The sequence below is a fragment of the Thermodesulfomicrobium sp. WS genome, from assembly GCF_027925145.1.
Classification (GTDB): domain Bacteria; phylum Desulfobacterota; class Desulfovibrionia; order Desulfovibrionales; family Desulfomicrobiaceae; genus Thermodesulfomicrobium.
Map to the genome: position 1 here is coordinate 2,175,001 of NZ_AP027130.1, position 21,401 is coordinate 2,196,401.

The 21,401-nt window shown below is 58.0% G+C and carries 23 protein-coding genes and 1 pseudogene (1 of these 24 running past the window's edge); 5 read left to right on the top strand and 19 right to left on the bottom strand.

Features of this window, described 5'->3' with window-relative positions; all coding sequences use genetic code 11:
* The 19 genes from QMF81_RS10420 to QMF81_RS10510 form a co-directional block, all read right to left on the bottom strand.
* Nucleotides 1-273, bottom strand: the beginning of a protein-coding gene (locus tag QMF81_RS10420; protein WP_281750738.1) for a hypothetical protein. Its footprint begins 1,743 nt before the window's first position; 273 of the gene's 2,016 nt are visible here — the first part of the coding sequence; the start codon lies at nucleotides 271-273; its stop codon lies beyond the left edge, outside the window.
* A 678-nt stretch (nucleotides 274-951) separates the two neighbouring features.
* Nucleotides 952-1,407, bottom strand: a complete 456-nt coding sequence (locus tag QMF81_RS10425; protein ID WP_281750739.1) for a type III secretion system chaperone — start codon at nucleotides 1,405-1,407, stop codon at nucleotides 952-954.
* Nucleotides 1,408-1,453: 46 nt separating this feature from the next.
* Nucleotides 1,454-2,617, bottom strand: coding sequence for a type III secretion system translocon subunit SctE (sctE, locus tag QMF81_RS10430; protein ID WP_281750740.1), 1,164 nt, complete (start codon nucleotides 2,615-2,617; stop codon nucleotides 1,454-1,456).
* Nucleotides 2,618-2,760: 143 nt separating this feature from the next.
* On the bottom strand, nucleotides 2,761-3,222 hold the full coding sequence (locus tag QMF81_RS10435) for a type III secretion system chaperone (RefSeq protein ID WP_281750741.1): 462 nt from the start codon (nucleotides 3,220-3,222) through the stop codon (nucleotides 2,761-2,763).
* 15 nt (nucleotides 3,223-3,237) lie between these two features.
* Nucleotides 3,238-4,833, bottom strand: a complete 1,596-nt coding sequence (locus QMF81_RS10440; protein WP_281750742.1) for a regulator of G-protein signaling domain-containing protein — start codon at nucleotides 4,831-4,833, stop codon at nucleotides 3,238-3,240.
* 12 nt (nucleotides 4,834-4,845) lie between these two features.
* Nucleotides 4,846-5,286 (bottom strand): type III secretion system chaperone, encoded by a 441-nt coding sequence (locus QMF81_RS10445; protein ID WP_281750743.1) that lies wholly within the window; start codon nucleotides 5,284-5,286, stop codon nucleotides 4,846-4,848.
* Nucleotides 5,287-5,300: 14 nt separating this feature from the next.
* On the bottom strand, nucleotides 5,301-6,275 hold the full coding sequence (gene sctB, locus QMF81_RS10450) for a type III secretion system translocon subunit SctB (RefSeq protein WP_281750744.1): 975 nt from the start codon (nucleotides 6,273-6,275) through the stop codon (nucleotides 5,301-5,303).
* Between the two features lie 127 nt (nucleotides 6,276-6,402).
* On the bottom strand, nucleotides 6,403-6,903 hold the full coding sequence (locus tag QMF81_RS10455; RefSeq protein ID WP_281750745.1) for a SycD/LcrH family type III secretion system chaperone: 501 nt from the start codon (nucleotides 6,901-6,903) through the stop codon (nucleotides 6,403-6,405).
* A 70-nt stretch (nucleotides 6,904-6,973) separates the two neighbouring features.
* On the bottom strand, nucleotides 6,974-7,513 hold the full coding sequence (locus QMF81_RS10460) for a hypothetical protein (RefSeq protein WP_281750746.1): 540 nt from the start codon (nucleotides 7,511-7,513) through the stop codon (nucleotides 6,974-6,976).
* A gap of 55 nt (nucleotides 7,514-7,568) precedes the next feature.
* Nucleotides 7,569-8,066, bottom strand: a complete 498-nt coding sequence (locus tag QMF81_RS10465) for a hypothetical protein (protein WP_281750747.1) — start codon at nucleotides 8,064-8,066, stop codon at nucleotides 7,569-7,571.
* 46 nt (nucleotides 8,067-8,112) lie between these two features.
* Nucleotides 8,113-8,388 (bottom strand): hypothetical protein, encoded by a 276-nt coding sequence (locus QMF81_RS10470; RefSeq protein WP_281750748.1) that lies wholly within the window; start codon nucleotides 8,386-8,388, stop codon nucleotides 8,113-8,115.
* Nucleotides 8,389-8,425: 37 nt separating this feature from the next.
* On the bottom strand, nucleotides 8,426-8,878 hold the full coding sequence (locus tag QMF81_RS10475) for a type III secretion system chaperone (RefSeq protein WP_281750749.1): 453 nt from the start codon (nucleotides 8,876-8,878) through the stop codon (nucleotides 8,426-8,428).
* 259 nt (nucleotides 8,879-9,137) lie between these two features.
* On the bottom strand, nucleotides 9,138-11,231 hold the full coding sequence (gene sctV / locus QMF81_RS10480; protein ID WP_281750750.1) for a type III secretion system export apparatus subunit SctV: 2,094 nt from the start codon (nucleotides 11,229-11,231) through the stop codon (nucleotides 9,138-9,140).
* Nucleotides 11,232-11,564, bottom strand: coding sequence for a hypothetical protein (locus QMF81_RS10485; protein WP_281750751.1), 333 nt, complete (start codon nucleotides 11,562-11,564; stop codon nucleotides 11,232-11,234). It abuts the gene before it with no gap.
* A gap of 5 nt (nucleotides 11,565-11,569) precedes the next feature.
* On the bottom strand, nucleotides 11,570-11,950 hold the full coding sequence (locus QMF81_RS10490) for a hypothetical protein (RefSeq protein WP_281750752.1): 381 nt from the start codon (nucleotides 11,948-11,950) through the stop codon (nucleotides 11,570-11,572).
* Between the two features lie 13 nt (nucleotides 11,951-11,963).
* Nucleotides 11,964-12,305, bottom strand: coding sequence for an STAS domain-containing protein (locus tag QMF81_RS10495; protein WP_281750753.1), 342 nt, complete (start codon nucleotides 12,303-12,305; stop codon nucleotides 11,964-11,966).
* A gap of 2 nt (nucleotides 12,306-12,307) precedes the next feature.
* Nucleotides 12,308-12,679, bottom strand: a complete 372-nt coding sequence (locus tag QMF81_RS10500) for a hypothetical protein (RefSeq protein WP_281750754.1) — start codon at nucleotides 12,677-12,679, stop codon at nucleotides 12,308-12,310.
* Complete coding sequence (sctW, locus tag QMF81_RS10505; RefSeq protein WP_281750755.1) at nucleotides 12,676-13,770, bottom strand: type III secretion system gatekeeper subunit SctW; 1,095 nt, start codon at nucleotides 13,768-13,770, stop codon at nucleotides 12,676-12,678. The genes QMF81_RS10500 and sctW overlap by 4 nt, the downstream gene beginning before the upstream one ends.
* Before the next feature lie 63 nt (nucleotides 13,771-13,833).
* Complete coding sequence (locus tag QMF81_RS10510) at nucleotides 13,834-15,030, bottom strand: sigma-54 dependent transcriptional regulator (RefSeq protein ID WP_281750756.1); 1,197 nt, start codon at nucleotides 15,028-15,030, stop codon at nucleotides 13,834-13,836.
* Between the two features lie 402 nt (nucleotides 15,031-15,432).
* Here QMF81_RS10510 and QMF81_RS10515 point away from each other — a divergent pair.
* The 5 genes and pseudogenes from QMF81_RS10515 to sctD all read left to right on the top strand — a co-directional run.
* Nucleotides 15,433-16,604 (top strand): annotated as a pseudogene (locus QMF81_RS10515) (IS3 family transposase); the annotation flags it as partial.
* A 49-nt stretch (nucleotides 16,605-16,653) separates the two neighbouring features.
* Nucleotides 16,654-17,067: an ATP-binding protein gene (locus tag QMF81_RS10520; protein WP_281750757.1), complete on the top strand. Its 414-nt coding sequence runs from the start codon at nucleotides 16,654-16,656 to the stop codon at nucleotides 17,065-17,067.
* 17 nt (nucleotides 17,068-17,084) lie between these two features.
* A complete protein-coding gene (locus tag QMF81_RS10525) occupies nucleotides 17,085-18,059 on the top strand; it encodes an ABC transporter substrate-binding protein (protein ID WP_281750758.1) in 975 nt (324 codons plus the stop codon).
* Nucleotides 18,043-19,992, top strand: coding sequence for a SpoIIE family protein phosphatase (locus tag QMF81_RS10530; RefSeq protein WP_281750759.1), 1,950 nt, complete (start codon nucleotides 18,043-18,045; stop codon nucleotides 19,990-19,992). Before QMF81_RS10525 ends, QMF81_RS10530 begins: the two co-directional genes overlap by 17 nt.
* 3 nt (nucleotides 19,993-19,995) lie before the next feature.
* The gene (gene sctD, locus QMF81_RS10535; RefSeq protein WP_281750760.1) at nucleotides 19,996-21,360 is read left to right on the top strand and encodes a type III secretion system inner membrane ring subunit SctD; all 1,365 of its coding nucleotides are present in this window, start codon (nucleotides 19,996-19,998) and stop codon (nucleotides 21,358-21,360) included.
* The last annotated feature ends 41 nt before the right edge of the window (nucleotides 21,361-21,401 follow it).

A 21,401-nucleotide genomic window follows, 5' to 3' on the forward strand; every position in this document is an offset into this window, starting at 1 on the left:
GAGGAACAGCCGGTCCTCCCCAAGCCCCAGCATGCCCTTGTTCATGGCGCCGTAGAGGAGGGTGTGCTTCCCGTAGGGGAGGCCAAGGTCAATGCCGCGATGTCCGCCCCCTTGCCCCGCTTGGAAGCCGTCAATGTGGGAGGATGCCCGGTTGTACCCTTCCGGGCAGGAGTCGAGGAAGTGCTTGAGGCGGTGTCCCGGGTCTTCGATATTGAAGGCGCCTTCACTGAAACCGTCCCCCCTCTCCATGGCCTTTGCCGTGAGAAAAGTCATGAGATCCCGGATGTCTTCAGGCCGGGCGGGCCCATGGATGGTGCCGTTTTGGACGCCGCTATAGATCTCAAATCCATGGTTGATGCGTTCCTGAAGGATGCGGGGCATCTCCCGAAGCATCTGCTCCCGCTGGCTCCGTGGAAGGGCACGGAGTTCCGCCTCCATCATCCGGCCATCAATCTGGACGCTCCGCTGCGTCCCCGGCATGACAACCCCCAGGGTTCGCGGGGCGAGGTCTTGCGGTCGCTTGGTGTGTTGCCACGCCTCAACGGCCCGCTGGTAGGACTGGGGGATGGTACTGACAGCGAGTCCCCTCAGCGGTTGCTGAGGAATCACCCGGAGGGCTTGTTGTTGCACTTCGTGCACCCGAGGCGGTTGAATCCCGGGAGCACCCCCTTCTTGTTGGATCCCGGGAGCTTGCTCACCGAGCCCCATGGTCCCCTGGAATCTCGATTGATCGATGCCTACACCGTTCGGCATAAAAAGCCTCCCTTTGTTGTGCCTTTGCTGGGGCGGAGCTCCCGAACGGCTCCGTCCCTCGATCCGCTCGCAAGCAGCACTTGTGCCATGTTCGACACGGCGATTCCTTGTTCGGCGCACCCCCCGTGCACGGCAACCGCGGCGAACAGATCCGCTCCATGCTCATGCCCGATGGCCACGTTTCAAGGCAAGGTCCGCCTACCCACGGATAATGTGGTTGTCGGGAATGGCGAGCCCTTCCTCTCTCCCCGTAGCAGCGTCACGCATCTTACCCCGCCAGTAGCGGGCGGCACCGATGAGACTTGCAAGCGGCTCCTCAATCCACGCCGGCTCCTCGATGGGAAGGGGAAAGACACGGTGGATGGCCACGAGGTCCTCTTCGTCGTCAATGCCCATGGCACCGCCACCGGTGTAGGCGCCCATATAGTTGCCACAGAGCATTTCGTAGAGAAGCTCGGTATTGGATCGGTCAATCCGACCGAGGTAGAGGGCCACCACGAGCACCTCTTCGTCTTCGTCCACAAAGAAAGTACAGATGATCTCATCCTCGATGACAAAGGATGCGGTGCCGTTCTCATCGAACCTGAGCCCTTCGATCCCCACGGCTTTTCCAATGTAGTCCACCACGCGCTGAGCGTTTTCCCTCACATCCATGGATATTGCTCCTTACCAGCAAGGGAGGCACTGCCTCCCTCTGTGGTTATACCTGCATAGCCATCTTGGCCATGCTCCCCTGGGTATCAATGACGTTCATGACGATGTCCATGCCCTGCTGCCAGGAATCCATGATCTCCCTCAGCTGATCCTCCTGCTCCTCGAGCTTCTGCTGGAGCTTTTTCAGCATGGCGTTGATCTCCGCAGCTTGGGCTTCGTGGCCCGCGGCATCGTATTCATTGACGGCCTTACCCACTCCGATCCCCGCTTGGGCCACGCTCAAAAGTGCCTGGAGCACGGCTACAGCCACCTTCACCGTGTTGGTCGTTACCGTGGAAACGGTGCTCGCCGCCGCCGATGCGCCGGCACTCGCCGCCGATGCGCCAGCACTGGCCGCCGCCGATGCGCCGGCACTCGCCGCCGATGCGCCAGCACTGGCCGCTCCTCCTGCCGCTGACGCTCCACCGCCCACCGCGCCGGCAATGACTCCGGCCCCGAAGCCGGCAATGGCTCCGGCCCCGACGCTCGCCGCAATCATGATGGTAATGATCACCGCTTGGTAGATGGCGAAGGCCACCCATTTGGCCGCTTCTTCGCCCATCCCCATGTTTTGGAATTGCTCGGCCATCCAGTCCATGATCTTTTGGGCTGCGCCGGTCTCTTGAAGGGTCTGGGCCACAAGCCCCACTATCCCGCCGGCAATGAGGGATGCTCCGATGCTGAGGCACGCCACCCCGGCAACGGCACCCACTCCTGTCGCAAGCATGACGCCGCCGGCAATGGCGAGAGCCGCCCCGGCGACGACCATGAGAGCGGGGATGAGCCATCCGAAAACTTTACCGAGGACGCCCCAGGTCTTCGCCCGATCCATCGCCTCTGCAGCTTCTTTGATCTGCTGGATGCGCTCCTGGGATTTCTGGAGTTGGTCCTCCCGGTTCTTCTCAATGTTTTCCTTGGCAATGCCCGTCATGGCCTCGTTGATCTTCGCCTTGAGACTGGCGAGCATCTCCGCCATCTCGAGGGCGTTGCTGCTTGGCGGGACAAGCTCCGGCTTGCCGCCCACCGTATCGGCCTCTCCTGTTCCCCCCGCGGGCTGTTCACTCAAGATGGTAAGGAGCTTCTTCGTCGTCTCCGAGATGCTCGGCGTATCCTCGGGCGTTTCCGTCACCACCGGGGTGGTGACACTCGGTGTCGTGATGGGATCAACCATGGCTGCCCTCCTTGTTTTCGTTTTCCCTCATTTTTCCCTCCCGCCGGTGCCTCGGCGTTCCGGCGTGTTTGCGGATCTCTTCCGCCGGACTCCACAGCCACCTTTCGGTCTCGTTCGTTCCGCAGCCCGCAGGGTGCGGCGCCCTACACCCGAATGCCCTCCGAAGCGCCCGGAGGCTCTTCTCGAACATGGGGCGCTTCCATGACCTTCCTGCATCGTTCTTGCCAATCTCGGACGAGCTCCACGAAGCGCTGGAGCGCCCCTTCAAGGCCGTTCACATCGAGCCCTGCCACGGGAAGGGTCGTGACGAGCGCCGCAAGTCCCGTCTCCGTGTCCACGCCCAGCGTGCCACCATCGGTTCCCTGGAAGAAGGAATTGCCGTCGAGGAGGAGCTCGTAGAGGGCGAGTCGCTCGCCCCGTGGAGGGAGATCTCCGATGTTGGCGTAGAGAAAGAGCTGGTTGCTCGCTTCGTCCACCTCCAGGTTTACCCCCAGCTCATCGAAGAAGAGACAGCAATAGCCGTGGTCATCCAAGGCAAGCCCCTCAATGCCGATGTTCTTTCCAAAATCCTGGAAAAGTGAGGTTATCGGTTGCGATGCCATCATGTATCCCCCTTCGGCTTATTGCTGCCCAGCGAACCATTGGGCAAAGTCTTGGTGAAAGTTCTGCTCCATGAGGGTAAGAATATGGTCCTGGGCCCTGTCGAAAACTCCATCCAGACGGTTTTCCGCCACGGCATCGAGGATTGCCTGGCGCTCCGCACCGTCAATATTGATCTCATGCGGCCCACCAGGTTTGATGAAATCATCCACAATGGCACGGGCAGCTTCCTGTTTCTTTTCTTCATCGGTGATGCCCCGAAAATTCTCCACTGCCTTCCAAAAAAGCGGATTCTCCTCCGCCTGCTTCTTTTCGCTGAAGGTGACGAAATCCTCGAATCCTCTCTCCGATTGCAGGATGCCACTGAGAGGATCGTCGGCTCTGTAGAGATCAAAGCCCAAAGATTTGAGCGCATCGAAGAGATCACCAGGAATGTCGCGCATGTGCGTTGGAGCCTCGGACACCGTGAGGGCCCTCTGGATGTCTTCCTCGCTTTTTCCAATGCGCTTCCCCGCTATAATGAGAGTGACTTCTCGCAACAAGTTCAGATTCGTGGACTGTATCTCTTCGGATGGGGAAGGCATGAATTCACCGGAGAGAAAGCTGACCAATACCTTCTGCATCTCCTTGACGGCATCGGAGGAGAGGAGATGGAAGATGCGCGCCGCATCGTCTCTTTGTATGCCGGCAAGCCCCATGCCCAATTGGATGACATACTCGCGCATTGCCATGAGATTATCGCCGCCGAACTCTTGGCTTTGCTTTTTGGCCAGCTCCGCGAGCGGCTTCGTATGTTCATAACAAACGGTAGAGAGGGTATGGAAGGTTTCGAGTACCTCGAGCCTGGATGGCGGTGGATCCTGCCGCAGGCGGTTGATGAACGCTGTGGCCGCCTCATGGGTTTGCCAGATGGCATCGAGCTGTTCCTGCGAGGTGATGTCCTCATTTTTTTTTACCAACTCGGTAAGGACGGCCTGCTGCCGTTCGTTGAGCCCCATGGTGCCGATGTGCTCCAAAAGCGCCTGCTTCCTCGTGATGAACTGCTCCACTTCCCTTCGCGCGATGTGTTCCGCCTCACCCTCTGAAACCATACGCGTGCCTTGTTCGGATGCCCATTTGATCTTGGCAGCGATACTGAGGGAGAGACGCTCATGGTGGAAATCTTCCACGGAAAAGCCTTGCCGGATGCCCTTTTCGGCGACGATATCGTACCACACCTTCCCGAAATCCCTTCGGCCGAACAAGTTCGACACACTGAACTGTTCCTGAATGAGTTTATTATAGCCGGCGATCTGGCTCCGATGCTTTTCCCCCGCTTGGATAAGACTGCGTACAGTCCGGGCCGAAAGGGGGGTGGCGCCGGAGAGATCAAGATCCTTTGCCAACGTCGTGCTGTATTCGCCGTAACAGTCCCTAAGCGCCGTCACGAAAGACTGCATGACCTGCCGGTTCTCCGCCGCCACGGTGCCGGGATGAAATTTTGCCCGGAACCAGGCGACAATCTTCCCGAAAAGGCCCCGGCCGTACCGCTGAAGACGGCTGTCTTCGCCGGCTTCGTGGCGGAGATAGCCGCCCGTTTGCGCGATAGATCGGAATTGATCTACGGTCGTAGGCATCTCCCTCCCTCCTTATACTTTCATTTCCCCAGGAAGAACCGGCTCGGCCGTTTTGAACCCCTGCGCCCCGGCGAGGCGTGCCTGCCAGTGGGCTGCAAGGTTGATAAAGTTTTCCATGACCTGCCGAAACTTCCCCCCGTCCAGTCCTTCCACAGGCATACGGTAGGCCAGGGTGGCCACGCGGGTTGCCTTGCTCACGCCGATGGTGGCACCGTGCGTTTCTCGGAAGAAAAAGTCCGCTTCCAAAAGCGTTTCATAGAGATCTTCCGTGGGGTGCTCGATTTCACCGAGAAAGGAGAAGCACTCCACGGTGCCGTCCCCGTCGGCTTGAAGGGTGACGAGGATGTCACCTGCCAGAAAACTCCAGCTTCCGTAGTCACCGAGGCGAGCATCGGGAATGCCGAACCCCTTGCCGAACTCTTCAATGATCCGCGACATGATCTCTTTGCCCATGGCCCTCTCCTTCCTCATACCCGTGAGACATGATCTACCGCCTGCATCTGGAGCTCCATGATGGCTTTCAGCTTATCGAGCACGCTCTGGATGAGCTCCTGGAGAGCCTGGATCTGTTCGCTGTCCTTCTGTGCCTGGAAGGAGTGCTCTTCGGCCTTGGTCTCATGGATCTTCTGCTCTTCCTGAGATTTTGATGCCTCGTACTGGCCGATGCCGCTCACCATCTGGCTTACACCCTGGCCGATCTGAGGAGTTGCCTGCGCTGCTCCAGCCCAACCACCAGCAGAGAGAGAGGCTGCCTTCATGGCTTGCTGGGCGCTTACCTGAGCCGCCTGGGCCTGTTGGAGTCCCGCTTTTGCCTGGGAGACTTGCTCCATACCCTTGGCCGTTCCTCTGATGCCCTCGGTGAGGCTGGTGGCCTGCCGTGCCTGCTGGAGACCTTTCTGGGCTTCGGTGAGCTTTGCCTGCGCCTGCTGAACCGCCTTCTCCGCTTCGCCCAATTTGCCGGCGGCGTTCATCTTGCCGAGTTCAGCTTTGGCCGATTTAATGGACACTCCGATGGAGATGGCGGCCATGGCCACAGAGACGGCGAAACCCACAATGGCCCCCACGAGGGCTTTCATTCCGGCTTCTCGGATCTTCCCCGCCGCCTCAAGGAGTTCGTTCATCTGTGCTTGGTGTTCCACCTCCCGGGACGCACGGTTGGCGGCCCGCATTTCCTTGAGGACTTTCGTGAGGGCGGCCATAAGCTCGAAGAGCGTATCCACCTGGCTTCCAAGGACGTCGTGAGCCCCTTGGGGATCCGTGTTTTCACCAGGCGGCGGCAAATCCGGCGTTAGCGTTACCGTGCCATCATCGGTCTCAAACCGAAACACGCCATCTTCCACGGTAAGGGACTTGACCGCTCCATACCGCTGCGTTTCCGTAATGTCCTTGAGAGCGGTTTGGAACTGGGATGGGTCACGAAAGGTGATGCTCATTTCACCCATGATGGTTCCTCCTTTTATGTTGATGGCCGGAAATCGGCATCGCCCATCACCCCCAAACCGTTCCCCGCAGGCGACACCGTGAGCCCGCCTATGCACCAACTCCGCACCAGCTTTTTCCTTGCTGCGGCTACTTTTCTTCCCCTTGCGCCGTCAGGATCTCCAGGAAGGCCTGGGCCTTCTGGAAAGTCTTCCGGTGTTCCGGCTTGCCCGTGCTGAAATCCACGGCCATCTGCAGAGCCTTCATAGCCTCCCCGATGTTTCCCATACCCAGGTAGCATTCAGCGGCGTGGAGATGCGGCACAGGGTCTTTCGGAGACGAAGTGACGGAGGCAACGGCATAGGCGTTCAGGGCCTTCTCAAAGTCTTTCGCCATCTGAAGCGATGCTCCCAACCCCAGCCAGTACTTGCTCACGAAGGGGTTGAACATCCCAAGCCAGCTAAAAACCTGGACGGCGTCCCCGTACTTCCCGGCCTGGTAGAGATTGTACGCCACGCTGTAGATGGCCTCCATCTGCTCATCGGAGAAGCCCTTGACCTCCTGGAGCGTGGTCTCGCCCTTCACGACGGCAGCAACGATATCCTGGAGCTGTTCTTGGGTGAGCTCCTGAACCGGTATCATCTCACTCATGGGTTCCTCCTCTCGATTTTGAGGCGGCCTGGCGCAAGGCCACCGAGTCGTGTTCAACCAAACCTTTTCGTTAAATGTTCCGAAGGATGGACTCCTTCGAGTCGGTGGATTTCTTCATGATGGTGGAGGCCATCTCCAGAGACTGATTGCGCTTGTTCATGAGGCTTTGGATGCTCAGCATATCGAGCTCCACTGAACTATTACTGTTTTGAATATAGGCGTTTAAGTGTTCGATGTTGACATCCCACTCTTTTTCGTTGTGCGCGAGGTCATTTCCCCTTCGATCGTAGGCAACACCGTGGGCGTCCAGCCAATCGGCCATTTCCTGGGGCATCATACTCGCTTTCTTGTCCCACGGACAATCACCTTTTTTGTCTTTGGCATTGGCTTGAAGCTCCTTCATCTTGGCGAGGTATTCTCGTGCCTGGGCAATATCGGCTTGCTTGTTTTGGATCCCCAGCATCTTGTCCTTAATCTGCTTATCCAGGCTGTCCGTCTGCTGGATTGCCAGATAGAAGGCTGCAACATCCACGGGCATGGAGAGGATATCGTCCCGAGACAGCGAGAGCACTGACGTGGTGGTGACGCTACCAATGGTGGTCTCTGACATGGTCTTTCCTCCTTTCTTTCTCTTTCCTCGCCCTCGCCGCCACGATGACGACGTGTTAGATGTTCCGAAGGATGGATTCCTTCGAGTCGGTGGACTTCTTCATGATGGTGGAGGCCATCTCCAGGGACTGATTGCGCTTGTTCATGAGGCTCTGGATGCTCAGCATGTCGAGTTCCACTGAGCTATTACTGTTTTGAATATAGGCGTTTAAGTGCTCGATGTTGACGTTCCAATCGCTTTCATTTGTTCCTCCGTTATACGAGACCCCGTGTGCATTGAGCCATTCTTTCATGCCTGAGGGCCATGAGGCATCTTTCTTATCCTTTGCGTTGCTCGCAAGCTCCTTCATCTTGGCGAGGTATTCTCGTGCTTGGGCAATATCGGCTTGCTTGTTTTGGATCTCCAGCATCTTGTCCTTAATCTGCTTATCCAGGCTGTCCGTCTGCTGGACTGCCAGATAGAAGGCCGCAACATCCACGGGCATGGAGAGGATATCGTCCCGAGAGAGCGCTTGGACCGACGTGCCTGACACAGATCCAATCGTATTTGCCATTGTCGTCTCTCCTTATCTGCGTAAGAAAGCACGTTCCCTGTTGTTCCTACACTCGCATTCCCTTCACCTTGGGCGCCGACTTGGCGGCCGGGGAAGGTGCCGCGGCAGCCCGTTCAAGCTCCGCTTCCATCTCACCGGCTATCTTCGCCATGGCGGCTTTGTCCTCGGGAGTGAGCTTTTTCTCGAAAGCGGCAAGACGCTCCGGTGTGATACCGAGCTCGTCGAACATCCGCTCCTTCTCCCGCACCCCCTGCTGGAAAGCCTCCTCTAGCCCCTTCATCTGAGCTTCCAGTTCCAACGATTTCTTTACTGCATCTTCCATACGTTTCTCCTCCCTGTTCTTTCGATGGGTTCCACCCTCAGGGGCGCAACATCCCATTCCAGAAACGGTCATCCGGCATACCGCCCTGGCTGCGCCCCCGCTCCACTCCCTCAGAGAGCCGGTTTTTCAGACTCTCCGCCCTATTGAGAAAGCCTTCCAGCCGTTCCATGACCGACTCAGGCGTCCATGATGCGTCGCTTAGAAACTGCTGGAGCACGATCCTATCGCCTTCCAGCGTGGCCACCGGACCATGACGATCAGCAGCAACGGCATTCGCTCTAAGAACGAGACGGAAAACGGCCTCCCGATGCTCCTTAGGCAACGGGGCGATCTCGGTGGAGATCCAGATCCCGTCCCGCCGTGCCTCATCATCAAAGACGACAACCACTTCATCATCGAAGACAAGCTCCTTTCGGCCGCCTTCACCCGTCCCGAAGCCGTCAACCCCGAGCCGCCGGGTGACTTCTTGGAGCATCTCTTTCGTGTCCATCGCTTCTCCTTATGGATCCTTCGTCGCACACCGTGTCATGAGCAGGAACCGTGCCCCTTTTCCGAGAAGAGACGGCTTTTCCTGCAACACCCAAATCAGGTGGCGCCCAAGAAGAGGAACCTTCCGTCACGCCGCCGTGTATCTGCATGCCCTTGACAGGTCTCCCTCGAGCACGATGATGATCAGCACTTCCGGAAGCACCCATCTTCCGTGTTCGGTTGCCAACATCTTTGGCGGTGCCACTCTCGGTGGCGCCACCTTATGCCGCACGAATTCTCCCGAGCGGCTGGAGCGAGATGTCTGGAGTGAGTTCCTGGTAGGAGAGGACGGGGAGCTCCTCCATCTCCGTTTCAATGAGTTTTCGCATATAGCGTCGGACATCCATGGAGGTGAGGAGCACAGGGCGGGAGGTTTTGCCGCGGATGTCTCCCACCTCGTTCTTCACGTTCTGCACGATGGCCTTGGCCTTCGCCGGATCCAGGGCCAAATAACTTCCCGCCGAGGTCTGACGGATAGACTGCCGTATGGTCTCCTCCACCTGCGGATCCAGGAGATAGACGGCAAGAACGTTTCGGCCTCCACTGTATTTATAGCTGATCTGGCGCCGGAGGCTACTGCGGACATACTCCACGAGGAGCACCACGTCCTTTTCCTTCGGCCCCCATTCCACGAGCGCTTCAAGAATGGTCCGAAGATCGCGAATGGAGATCTGCTCTTGGACAAGGCGTTTCAGGATCTCGCTCATCTTCTGGAGCGGCACGACGCGGTAGCACTCCTTCACGAGCTCGCCGAAGGATTTCTCCATGCGGTCCAGAAGCGTTTTCGTCTCCTGGAGACCGATGAACTCACCGGCATACTTTCGGAGGACGAGGGTAAGATGGTAGCTGATAATCTGCGAGCCTTCCAGAAAGGGGAGGCCGGCCTTTTGGAGTGCCTCACGGTATTGATGGGAAACCCAGACGGTCTCGAAGGTGGGAAGAAAGCGTTCGTCTGCTTCATACGGAAGAGAGAGCGTCTCGAGGAGATCGGTTTTCTCCTGGAAGAGGAGGGCGTCTGCGCGAACCTTGCCGTTTGCCACAGGGATCTCCTGGATGAGGATGGCATAGGCGCCGCCGCCGAGGTTCTCGTTGAAGCGGAGGTGCACACCGGGAAAGGGTACGCCGAGGTCGTGGTAGAGGGCGGAGCGGACGCGGGCAAGCTCCTGGTTAAAGGCGTCAGGATCGAGGAAGCCCTCCGCCTCGGCATCAATATCCACAAGGAGCGGTACGGTGATGGAGAACTCATCCCCGGCCCGTGGCGTCTCGGCTTTCTTCTTCTTCGCCCGCGTGACCTGTGCGGCAAAGGTAGCCTCCTTCTCGGGCCGCTTCTTCTTCGGCAGATAAAGGCCGTAGCCGATCCCTCCTACGACGCAGCCGAGCACAAGGAACTGGAGCTTGGGGAAGCCTGGGATGAGCGCAAAGCCCAGGAGCATGGCACCGGCGATGAGGAGAGCCTTGGGTTGGGAGAGCATCTGCTGGCCGATGTCTCGCCCGAGGTTCGCCTCCTCTTCGTCGGAGGAGACGCGCGTTACGACGACGCCGGAGGTAATGGAGATGAGAAGTGCCGGGATCTGGCTCACGAGGCCATCGCCGATGGTGAGGATGGAGTAGGTCTGAACGGCCTTCATGAGGGGCATGCCCTTCTGGAGCACGCCGATGATGAGCCCGCCGATGATGTTGATGGCGGTGATGATGAGGCCTGCAATGGCATCGCCCTTCACGAACTTCATGGCGCCGTCCATGGCGCCAAAGAGCTGGCTCTCCCTCTCGAGAGCACGACGCCGCCTGCGGGCTTCGTCAATCTCGATGAGGCCGGCACGCATGTCGGAGTCAATGCTCATCTGCTTTCCGGGCATGGCGTCAAGGGTGAAGCGGGCGGCCACCTCGGAGACGCGCTCGGATCCCTTGGTGATAACGAGGAACTGCACGATGGTGATAATGAGGAAAATGACCCCGCCGACGACGTAGTTCCCCGCCACGACGAAATGCCCGAAGGTATAGATGATGTCGCCGGCGTGGGCCTTGAGGAGGATGAGCCGCGTCGTCGTGATATTCAAGGCCAGACGGAAGAGCGTGGTAAAGAGGAGGAGCGAGGGAAAGGTGGAGAGGTGCAGAGCCGAGGGGATGTACATGGCGACGAGGAGGAGCGCCGCCGAGATGCAGAGGTTGGTGGCCAGCAGGGTGTCGAGGAGGAAAGGCGGGATGGGAAGGATCATGAGGCCGATGATCCCGATGACCAGGGCGGCGAGGGCCAGATCGGCAAAACGCGTGACCTGGGAAGCCGTGCGCTGGAGGATGGTGACGTCCCACTTCATCTATGGCTCCTTCTCCATAGCAAGGCTCTCTCTCGCCTCGTCACGGCGCCCCATTGCCCAGAGGATCCGCGCCCGAAGAATCCGAGCCGCCTTCCCCTCTTCTGCAGACGACGCCTCGCGGAGCCACCTTTCGACCCTCGCGAGCGCCTGGGCAAACCTACCAGTCTGCACGCCCGCCAAGGCGAGCCCCTTGGCCATCTGGGGATCTTCGGGCACCAATGCTTCGAGCGCCTCGTAGAGTGCCCAGGCCTTCTCCCATTTGCCATACCGAAGCAGGGTATAGGCAACCACCTTCAGATACTCCGTCTCCTCTTGGGTCAGCACAGGTTGCATGATGCCTAACCCTTGAGGAGAAGTTTTCGGTAGGCGTTCAAAATCTCCGTATTTTGCCGCTGCTCTTCCAGAACATCCACCGCCGCGAGGAATGTCCTCTTGAGCTGCGGCGTCTCCGCTCCCTCGGCCACGGCCTGCATGCGGACAGGGAGGTGCTGGGTGAGGCTCTGGAAGGCGGCGGGCTGGAGGATGTGGCGGTGGGTGATCTGCGGCACCAGAGACTCTGCGATTCGGTCGGAAAATCCCGGGAGAGCGAGGATCTCATCGAGAGGACTCTCGATGGGCGCATCCCCCGGCACGAGGGACGGGGTATCGAGAAGAGCACGTTCCCCCTCGTTCTGCCATTGGATTTCTTCAATACCTCGATCCAAAGGACTGATCTTCACGGTCTTCCTCCGCTTAATGAGGGTTTTGCAGCTCGGCCAGGGCCTCCTCCACCGAGTCGTGGATGGGCATGATCTCGCCGAAGCCGGTCATCTCCAGCACCTCCCGGACGCCTTCCTGGGGGCGTGCGAGAGCAAGCCGACCGGTATCATAGAGCGCCTTCGCCGCTTTCAGGATGACGCGGAGTCCGGCGCTGCTCACATACTCGACGGCTTCGAGGTCAAGGAGGAGCAGGGTGACACCCCCTCCCAAAACCTCATCAAGGGCTTTCTCGCAGTCGGATGCGGTCATGGCGTCGAGGCGCCCTAAGAGGGCGATGATGAAGACGCCGTTTTGTTGGGAAACATGGACCTGCACATTTACCTCCTATCCATACAAGTATCGAGGAGATGACGGAGCATCTCAATGCTACTAATAACTGTCTGATGTGTTATACTGGACCGCTCGAGATATGCAAAAAAGGCAATCTCTCCTTTGGGAAGACAAACACCGAGGGGAATCGCTCTGGTGAAGCGGTAATGCGTTGTGCGCAGAGCCTTCTCCATGGCTGCTTCCGAAAGATACGTTGCTGGACGGGACACATAGACGAGCACCATTTCCCCGCGATCCTCAATGGCTATCGTCGTGTCCTGTTCCTCCCGGAGCATGCAGACGCCGCGATGGTTAAAATCAAGCCCATCGATGCCGAGGTGCATTCCCAAAGAACGGATGGCGTCACGTACCCAGCTCATGCTTCCTCCTCGATGCAGCGATCCAGCGCTTCTTGCATTTTGGTGATGAGCATCAGGCGGCCTTCACTATTTGGAAAAAGCTTTAGCGGCGCCTGACGCACGAAATCGAGAAACCCCTGGAGGAAGTAGATGCGCGCCGATGGGTCTTCGATGCCGGTTTTCTTCACCACGGCGAGCACATCGGATTCGGAAATCCACTGTTTGTCCTTGAGGGTAAGGAACTCACCAAGGAGCTCCCTGGGATCCAGGGTGGAGGCGATGCCGAAGCCCCGCCGCGTCCTCTGGAGGAGCTGTTCGCAGCTCTGGTGGAGGTTTGCCAGCGATTCCAGATGGTAGAGGTCGTTTAGGATCGCCCGGAGTTCCTCCGGCTCTATGCTGGGACCGCGAGCGTGGAGATCGTTTCCCACAGCACGGATGAGGAAGGCCACGGCCTCGGGAAGCGACTGGCCGGGGAAGCGCTCCGCCACCGCCCGGAAGGTTTCCGTCGCTCCTTCGTAGCGGAGCACCGTTTCGCGGTAGAAATCACGGAGCTCTCCCGTTTCCCCCAATCCTCGCGAAGCATACTCGCTGGCGGCGGTGGAGACGTTGCGTCCCGCCCGGATGGAGGGGCCGGATTGCGCTTCCAGTGCCGCCTTTGCTTCACGCGCAAGAGCCTGGAGTTCGGCGTTTTCTCCGGAGGACTCCTCCAGAAGTTCCAAGGCCAGGTGTTGGTGGCTGACCTCTTTGAAGACCTCCCGGAGGGAATCCATGAGTTCGCGAGAGGACATGGGAGGGTTCTGGCCTATGCGCCGAAGCCAAGTCGCGAGCTTGTCCTTGTCGAGGTCGGGCACCATGGCCTGGAGTTTGGCGATCTTTTGGATAAGTTCCGACGGCCGCTCCTTCTCCACGCGCCGCTCCTCCACCTTCTTTTCCACCGTCTCCGCCGCCTCGAAGGTAAGCTCTTCCGCGGCGTCGGCGATGAGGGAGAGGGCATCTGCCACCACTGTCACCTGCCGCCCCTCGAAGACCCCTTCCTTTGGAAGGCTCTCTCCCACGTCCCCTTTGGGGATGTCGCCGGGAAGACGCCCCTCCGTGACGATACGCTCTACCATCTTTTTCCTCCCTTCTCCTTGTGGCATGTCCCGAGGGGAGATGCAGCAAAAACGGGACCACCCCTACCGTTTGGAAGAGGGCCGAGAGCGGAGAAGTTTGCGCCGGAGCCCTTCCCGGCTGATTCCAAGGAGGCGGGCAGCCTCGGATTTGTTCCCATTGGCGTAGGCGAGGGCCCGGGCGATGGCCTCCCGCTCAATGGCCTCCAGGTTGCAGGACACCGCGGAAGCTCCCACAGGGGGGACCTCGACCAGAGTGGAAAGGAGCGTCCGCCGTATCTCCTCGCTCAGCTCATCCGTCTGGATGGTAGACGACGCCGCAAGCGCCACGCATCGCTCCACTTCATTTCGGAGCTCCCGGACGTTTCCCGGCCAGTCGTAGGCCATAAGGAGCCGAAGGGCGTCGTCCGAGAAGGAGACGCGCCGCTTCCTCATGACGAGGCAGCAGGCGTCGGCGAAGAAGTTCACGAGGAGCGGGATGTCCTCCCGCCGCTCCCGAAGAGGCGGAAGGCGGAATTTGACGACGTTCAGACGGTAGTAGAGATCAGCGCGAAAACGTCCCGCTTCCACCTCCCCCTCGAGGTTTTTGTTGGTAGCGGCCACCACCCGCACGTCTACCCCTACAGGGTGGCGCCCTCCAATCCGCTCCACCTCCCGCTGCTCCAGCACCCGCAAAAGTTTTACCTGACTCGAGAGCGGCATATCGCCGATCTCGTCGAGGAAGAGCGTCCCCCGGTGGGCTTGCTCGATCCGTCCCACGCGCTGACTTACCCCTGTGGCCACGCCCTTCTCGATGCCAAAGAGCTCACTTTCCAGGAGGCTCTCCGGAAGGGCGGCGCAGTTCAAGGCCACGAAGGGGAACTCGGCCCTCGCGCTGTTGTAGTGAATGGCCTTGGCGACCACCTCCTTGCCTGTCCCTGTCTCGCCTTCGATGAGCACATTGAGGGGGGTGTCGGCGATTTTTTCGATGGAGGTGATGAGATGCTGCATGACAGGGGTATGGCCGATGATCTGCTGCGGAGCGAAGCGCTGCCGAAGGTTCTGCTTGAGGGAGCGGTTCTGCTGCTGAAGAAGGGCCTTTGCAGCCTCCAGCTCCCGATTGCTCTGCTGGAGGCGCTCAATGGTCTGGCGGAGCTTGAACTCCCGCGCCTCCACCTTGATGATCATCATCCCGAAGGATTCGGCGAGGGCGGAAATCTGCGGGGGATAGAGGCCCTCCTTGGTGAGTTCAAAAAGCGGCTGGGGATCCGGCCGCTTTCCCAAAGAGAGGTCGCGGGCGAGACGAATGAGCTCACGAAGGAGACTAGATGGTATTTTTCTTGCTTGAACCGACAAACCCTTCCCCATATCCTGCACCATAAGTTATATCTTTTGAAAATTATATTTGCTTTTTTTTGGATATAGTATAAACAAATGCAAATTGCAAAGTATTTCATGGAGAGAATTTTTAAAAAAATCTTGCTACTACGTTTTTCACCCCAGTCAAAGAGGGTCCTCTGGTATAGGGTTTTCTTGGACACCGAATTGGGATGAGAGAGACTCCCCACGAGGTGATTCATGAGCAAAGAAAACGACAAGGGAATGTCGGCCGTCTCCCCGGTAGAGGGAGGCCGTAGGCCGACTGGAACCGGGGAGACGAAGGCGGCTCCCAAGCGATTCTGGGCACAGCACAAGACCGATGCCGTCCTTCGGCTTCTGCGTGGCGAGGACATCGAGACGCTCAGTCGCGAACTCGGAGTGACGGCGGCCAAGATCTCACAATGGAGAGATACCTTTCTGGCCGGTGGCGCGGAGAGTCTCAAGAAACGCTCTCCGGCCGAGGAAGCCGAATACAAGCGCCTCAATGAGAAGATCGGCGAGCAGACCATGGAGATCGAACTGCTCCGCGAGAAGATTCGGCTCCTGGAGGCAAAGGACCCTTTGGGGTGGCGGAGGTCGAGGAAATGAGCCAGTCCTCCTCGCCCTCCACAGGTCAGAAGTACGGACTGGCGATGGTGTGCCGTGTTTGGGGCATCCCCAGATCGACGCATTACGCGCGCAAGGCTTCGGCTCAGAAGAGCGCGCCCGGCCGCAGAGGGCCTGTCGGATTCCATAGCGACGACGAATTGCTCGACCACATAGCCGCCTGCATCCAGAGTTCTCCTTTCACTGGCGAAGGGTACCGAAAAGTGTGGGCCAGATTGCGCTTCGATGGAATCAGGACTTCGCCTCGGCGGACGCTTCGTCTCATGCGGGAGAACAACCTGCTTGCAGTGCGAAACCCTGGCCGGCCTCGCGGCCCCAAGGCGCATGATGGGACGATCAAGACAGAGCGGGTGGATGCGATGTGGGGCACGGACATGACCACGACGATGACTGTGCGGGAGGGTAACGCATCGATCTTCCTGGCGGTGGACCACTGTTCTTTGGAATGTGTCGGCATTCATGCCGCCAAGTGCGGGACGCGTTTTGAAGCCCTGGAGCCCATTCGCCAGGGTGTACGCCACAGCTTTGGTGCCTTTGGCCCTGCGGTGGCTGAAGGCCTGACTCTGCGGCATGACAACGGCAGCCAGTACGTTTCCAGCGTGTTTCAAGAGGAGATTTCCTTTCTGGGTATTCAGAGTTCGCCGTCCTTCGTCAGAGAGCCCCAAGGCAACGGGATCGCGGAGCGGTTCGTTCGAACCCTGAAGGAGAACCTGCTCTGGATTCGGCGGTTCGACACGGTGGAGGAACTCCGCCTGGCTCTTTTGGAGTTCAAGGACACGTACAACCGGGAATGGATCATTGGGCGTCACGGCTACAAGACTCCAGCAGCGGTGCGGGCCATCCAGAAAGAGGCCGTAAACGTCGCAGCTTGATGAACAAAAAACGTGTCCAAAAAACCGTAGACCGATACAAGGGTAAAAAATGATCCAACTCACGCTTCCCGCAGAGCTCGAACGCCTCGGCACATTCCTTGAGATAATGGAGCGATTCGCTCATGATTTGGCCTTCCCTCCCGCAAGGGTCCACAAACTCATACTGATCCTGGAAGAAGCTCTCTTGAATATCGTCAACCACGCCTATGAGGAAAAAGGCGGCGAGGTGGAGGTTCGGTGTTGGGAGAAGGATGGCGCAATCACCATTGAGCTCAGGGACCAAGGACGTCCTTTCGATCCCCTCTCCGTACCTGAACCGAATCTCTCTAATGATGTGAAGGAGAGACCCATTGGGGGATTGGGCGTCTTCCTCATCCGCAAGATTGCGGATGATATGTCATACAGACGAGAAAATGGATTCAATATCTTCACTATAGTCTTTCAAAAAGAGAATAATCGTTAACTATGTGGATTTAAGCCATGCGATATGGATGGCTCTTTGGACTTTTTCTCACACTATTTACCGGTACTACTTGGAGTGCTGAGATCACTTTTCTTCCTCAATGGGTGCCGCAGGCTCAATTCGCAGGCTATTATATGGCACTCCATACCGGAATCTACGATCGCTACGGCCTTCATGTCACCATCCTCGATGGCGGGCCGGACAAGCCGCCGGATGCGTTCCTCACCGAGGGTCGCGTCGACGCCGCCACACTCTGGCTTGCCCAGGGGATCTTTCTGCGCAGCCATGGAGTGCCACTCGTCAATCTCGCCCAGATTGTTCAGCATTCGGCCCTCATGCTGGTGGGGAGAAAGGCCTCGATGGACACCGGGGGGATCAAAGCGTTACAAGGAAAGCGCGTGAGCCTCTGGGGCGGAGTGTTCTCGGTACCGGCGCAGGCGCTTTTCAAAAAGCACCATCTTACCGTCAAAGCGCTCCCCCAAGGTTTCTCGGTGAATCTCTTTCTCCAGGGGCTGGTCGACGTGACATCAGCCATGTGGTATAATGAATATTATAAAATCTTGCTCTCAGGGCTAGACCCTGAAGAACTCACGACTTTCCCGTTCCGGGACATGGGATTCGACTTCCCCGAAGACGGCATCTATGTTCTGGAGAAAACGTTCGAAGAAAATCCGGAGGTATGGCGGGCCTTTGTGGCGGCCTCCCTGGAGGGATGGCTGTACGCCTTCGCCCACCCCGAAGAGACACTCGATGTGATCATGGCGAACCTCCTGCGGGTGCACGTGCCTGCAAGCCGCGTGCATCAGCGGTGGATGCTCGACCGAATGCGGGACATCATCCTTCCTTCCCATGGTGACGGAGAAATGGGAGTGCTGAAGGCGAATGCCTATGAAAACGTTGCGAGAACATTGCAACAACTTGATATAATTAATTACATTCCTTCATACAATGAACTATATCGCGGAAAGAAAGAAGATGAAAAAGTACGATAGAAGCATTCAATTTAAATTCATTATAGCGATACTTTTCAGTTGTGGATTGCTGTTCACAGGAATTTTCCTGGTAAATTACTTCTATTCTCGGAATATCATAAAGGATTTGATCCAAAGAGACGCTGCCCATCTTGCCCTTGCCACGGTGAAAAGGATTGAACTTATCCTCTACGGTTTAGAGAAAGTGGCCATGAACGCCGCCGCAGAGTTGGCAGAAAAAACGGTGGATGAGGAAGCACACGAGATGATCCGCAGAATAGTAGACCACAATGGTGAAATTTATGGAATGACCCTGGCAAATGACCCATCAATCACAGCCGGGACATTCTCTGCGCCGTACTGGTATCGAGGCGAACAGGGACTGCACTTCCGGTACCTCACGTACGACTACACCGTCTCCGATTGGTACATCATCCCTAAAGAGATGGGGAAACCCCAGTGGTCGGAGCCCTACTTCGACGTAGGGGGCGGCGAGTGCCTCATGACGACATACTCCGTGCCTTTCTATCGCCAAGTGAAGGGGGAGAAAGTCTTTGCCGGTGTGGTTACGGCCGATGTCTCTCTCACGTGGCTCCGAGAGATCCTCTCCTCCATCACCATTGGGAAAACCGGCTACATCTTCATCATAAGCCGAAACGGCACCTTCATTTCCCATCCTGATGAACGCCTCATCATGAACGAGTCCATCTTCTCCGTCGCCGAGGCGAGGAACGATGCTGCGCTCCGGGACATCGGCAAACGAATGATCCGGGGAGAAAAGGGCAATGGGGCGTTGCAGGATTGGACGAACGGTGCCGACAGTTGGATCGTCTTTCATCCCTTTCCTCTGGCGGGATGGTCTTTGGGGATAGTTCTGCCAAAGAGCGAGCTCCTGGGAGACCTTTCGAAACTCAGCCACATGGTGGTGGTGCTCGGTGTAGGGGGGATGCTCCTCCTCCTGGTGGTGACCGTCCTCATCGGGAGATCCATTACCCGACCTCTTTTGGGGCTCACGCGCTCCGTTGAGCGCATCGCCGAGGGAGACCTCGACGCGCCGCTTCCCGTCATCTCCTCGCGGGATGAAATCGCCCGTCTCGCCACTTCCTTTGCCCACATGCAAAAGTCCCTCAAGCATTATATCAAGGAACTTGCCCAGACCATCTCTGAAAAGGAACGCATCGAAAGCGAACTCACCATCGCCCGGGAAATCCAGATGGGGATCCTCCCCAAGGTCTTCCCTCCCTTTCCCGAACGGAAGGAGTTCGACATCTACGCCCGACTCCAGCCGGCACGGGAAGTGGGCGGGGATTTCTACGACTTTTTCTTCACGGACAAAGATCACTTTTGGGTCGTCATCGGAGATGTATCGGGGAAAGGTGTACCGGCGTCTCTCTTCATGGCGGTCACGAGGACCCTTCTCAAGGCAAAGGCGGAAGGTGCTTCCTCCCCTGGAGCGGTACTCGATGTGGTGAATCGAGATCTCAGCGCAGACAACCCTTCCCTCATGTTCGTCACCATCTTCCTCGGGATGCTCGATTGCCGCACTGGTCTCTTCACTTATGCCAATGGCGGCCATAATCCTCCCTACCTCCTGCGCCCTGGCGAGGATCCCCAGCCGCTTCTTTCCACAAAAGGCTTGGCACTGGGCGTGCAAGGGAGGTTCCAATACCGGGAGAACACGCTCACTTTGAAGGCGGACGATGCCCTTCTTTTCTACACGGATGGCGTGACAGAGGCGGTCAATGCACCAGGCGAACTCTTCTCTAGCCATAGACTGCAATGCCTCCTCGCAAAAAATGAGACACGTTCTCCCCTGGAGACGGTGGGACTTGTGGTGAAAGAAATCGAGGCCTTTGCAGGTGAGACTCCGCAAGCTGATGATATAACGGTCATGGTGATCAGGTTCCGTGGGCAAGGAACCGCGATGATGGATGCGCCTGCTCCCGGGGAGTAAAGCATGGCGTTTCTCTTAAAGATCTTGAACGGGCCGCACGGGGGGGCAGAGGTGGCGCTGGATACGGGGACGCACCTCGTGGGTTCCGACGCATCCTGCGATTTCGTGCTTAACGATGCTGGTATCAAGGCACAGCACTGCCGCATTGAGGTGAGGGACGGCTCTCTGTCCATGATGCCCCTGGAAGGGACGGTGTGGAATGGCGAGAGGCGGTTTGAGAGCGGCGAGACCGTTTCGGTGGCGACAGGGACCCTCTACCGTCTGGGAACAACCATCGTGAGCTTTCTCCGTGAGGGAGAACCATGGGAGGATCCCGAACTCCCTCCTTTGCTTGCAGAAGAAACGCCAACGGAGCATCGGCCAAAGTCTCTTGGAGAGGATATTTCCGAGGGGGTTGGCGTAGGCGAGCCGCCGAAGACAGGGGGACGAAACGGCCCTTGGAGAAAGGGCGCAATGTTCATGACCATTGCAATACCCGTCGTGGCAGCCCTCTGCCTAGCTACATTTCACCTTGGGCGCAGCAAGCTGGCGTTGCAGGAAGACGCTGCTTCTTCCCGGGCTGGAGCCACCCCTGACATACAGAGCCTCCGAAATCTGCTCACCGCTGAGGGGTATGCTTCGCTTCGCCTCGATGCCGGACCAGAGGGAGTTTTTGTGGTCGCAGGCGTGGTTCCGTCAGAGGCGCGGCGCTCGCATTTACGGAAACTCCTGGCCGCATGGGGACATCCAGTACGTCTCCAGGCGGTGACGGCACAGGAGGTGCGGGATGTAGTGACAACCCTCCTTGCCGGAACGACAGCGTTCGGGGGCGAGACAAGGTTGGATGAAGAAGGAGTTGTCCATGTTTCGGGATACCTTCCGAACAACCGAGATCTCGAGCAACTCCGGCATCTCTTGCGACGTGACCTGCCCGTGGATGACCTCCCCATCCAATGGCATATTCGAACGATCGAAGAAGCCGAGGAGGATCTCAGAAAACTTCTTGCAGAACAGCACCTAGATGGGCTCCAAACGAAACGGACAGATCGCGCCGTCTTCGTCAGCGGGGTTGTCCCCCCCGTGCACGAAGACGCGTATCGAAGTCTGGTGGAACGCTTCACAGCACTCTATGGCCCTGGCATCCTAAAAGAAGTACAGGTGGAGGTGGCCCCAATACTTCCGCCCTCGTTCCAGATCGAAGCGATAATGCTGGGCTCCCGCCGGTTTGTCGTCACTACCTCGGGACGCCGAATAAAGGAGGGAGAAGAAGTGGGAGATGGCTATGTCATTGAATCCATCAAAAAGGATAAAATCGTGCTGCGGCGTGGACAAGAGCCCCGCCAGACCATCGCCGTACAGCCGAGTATTGTCATGCAGCATACATGGTAGGAGGCAGAGCACCGTCTCTTTTGGCACAACTACCAACGCTC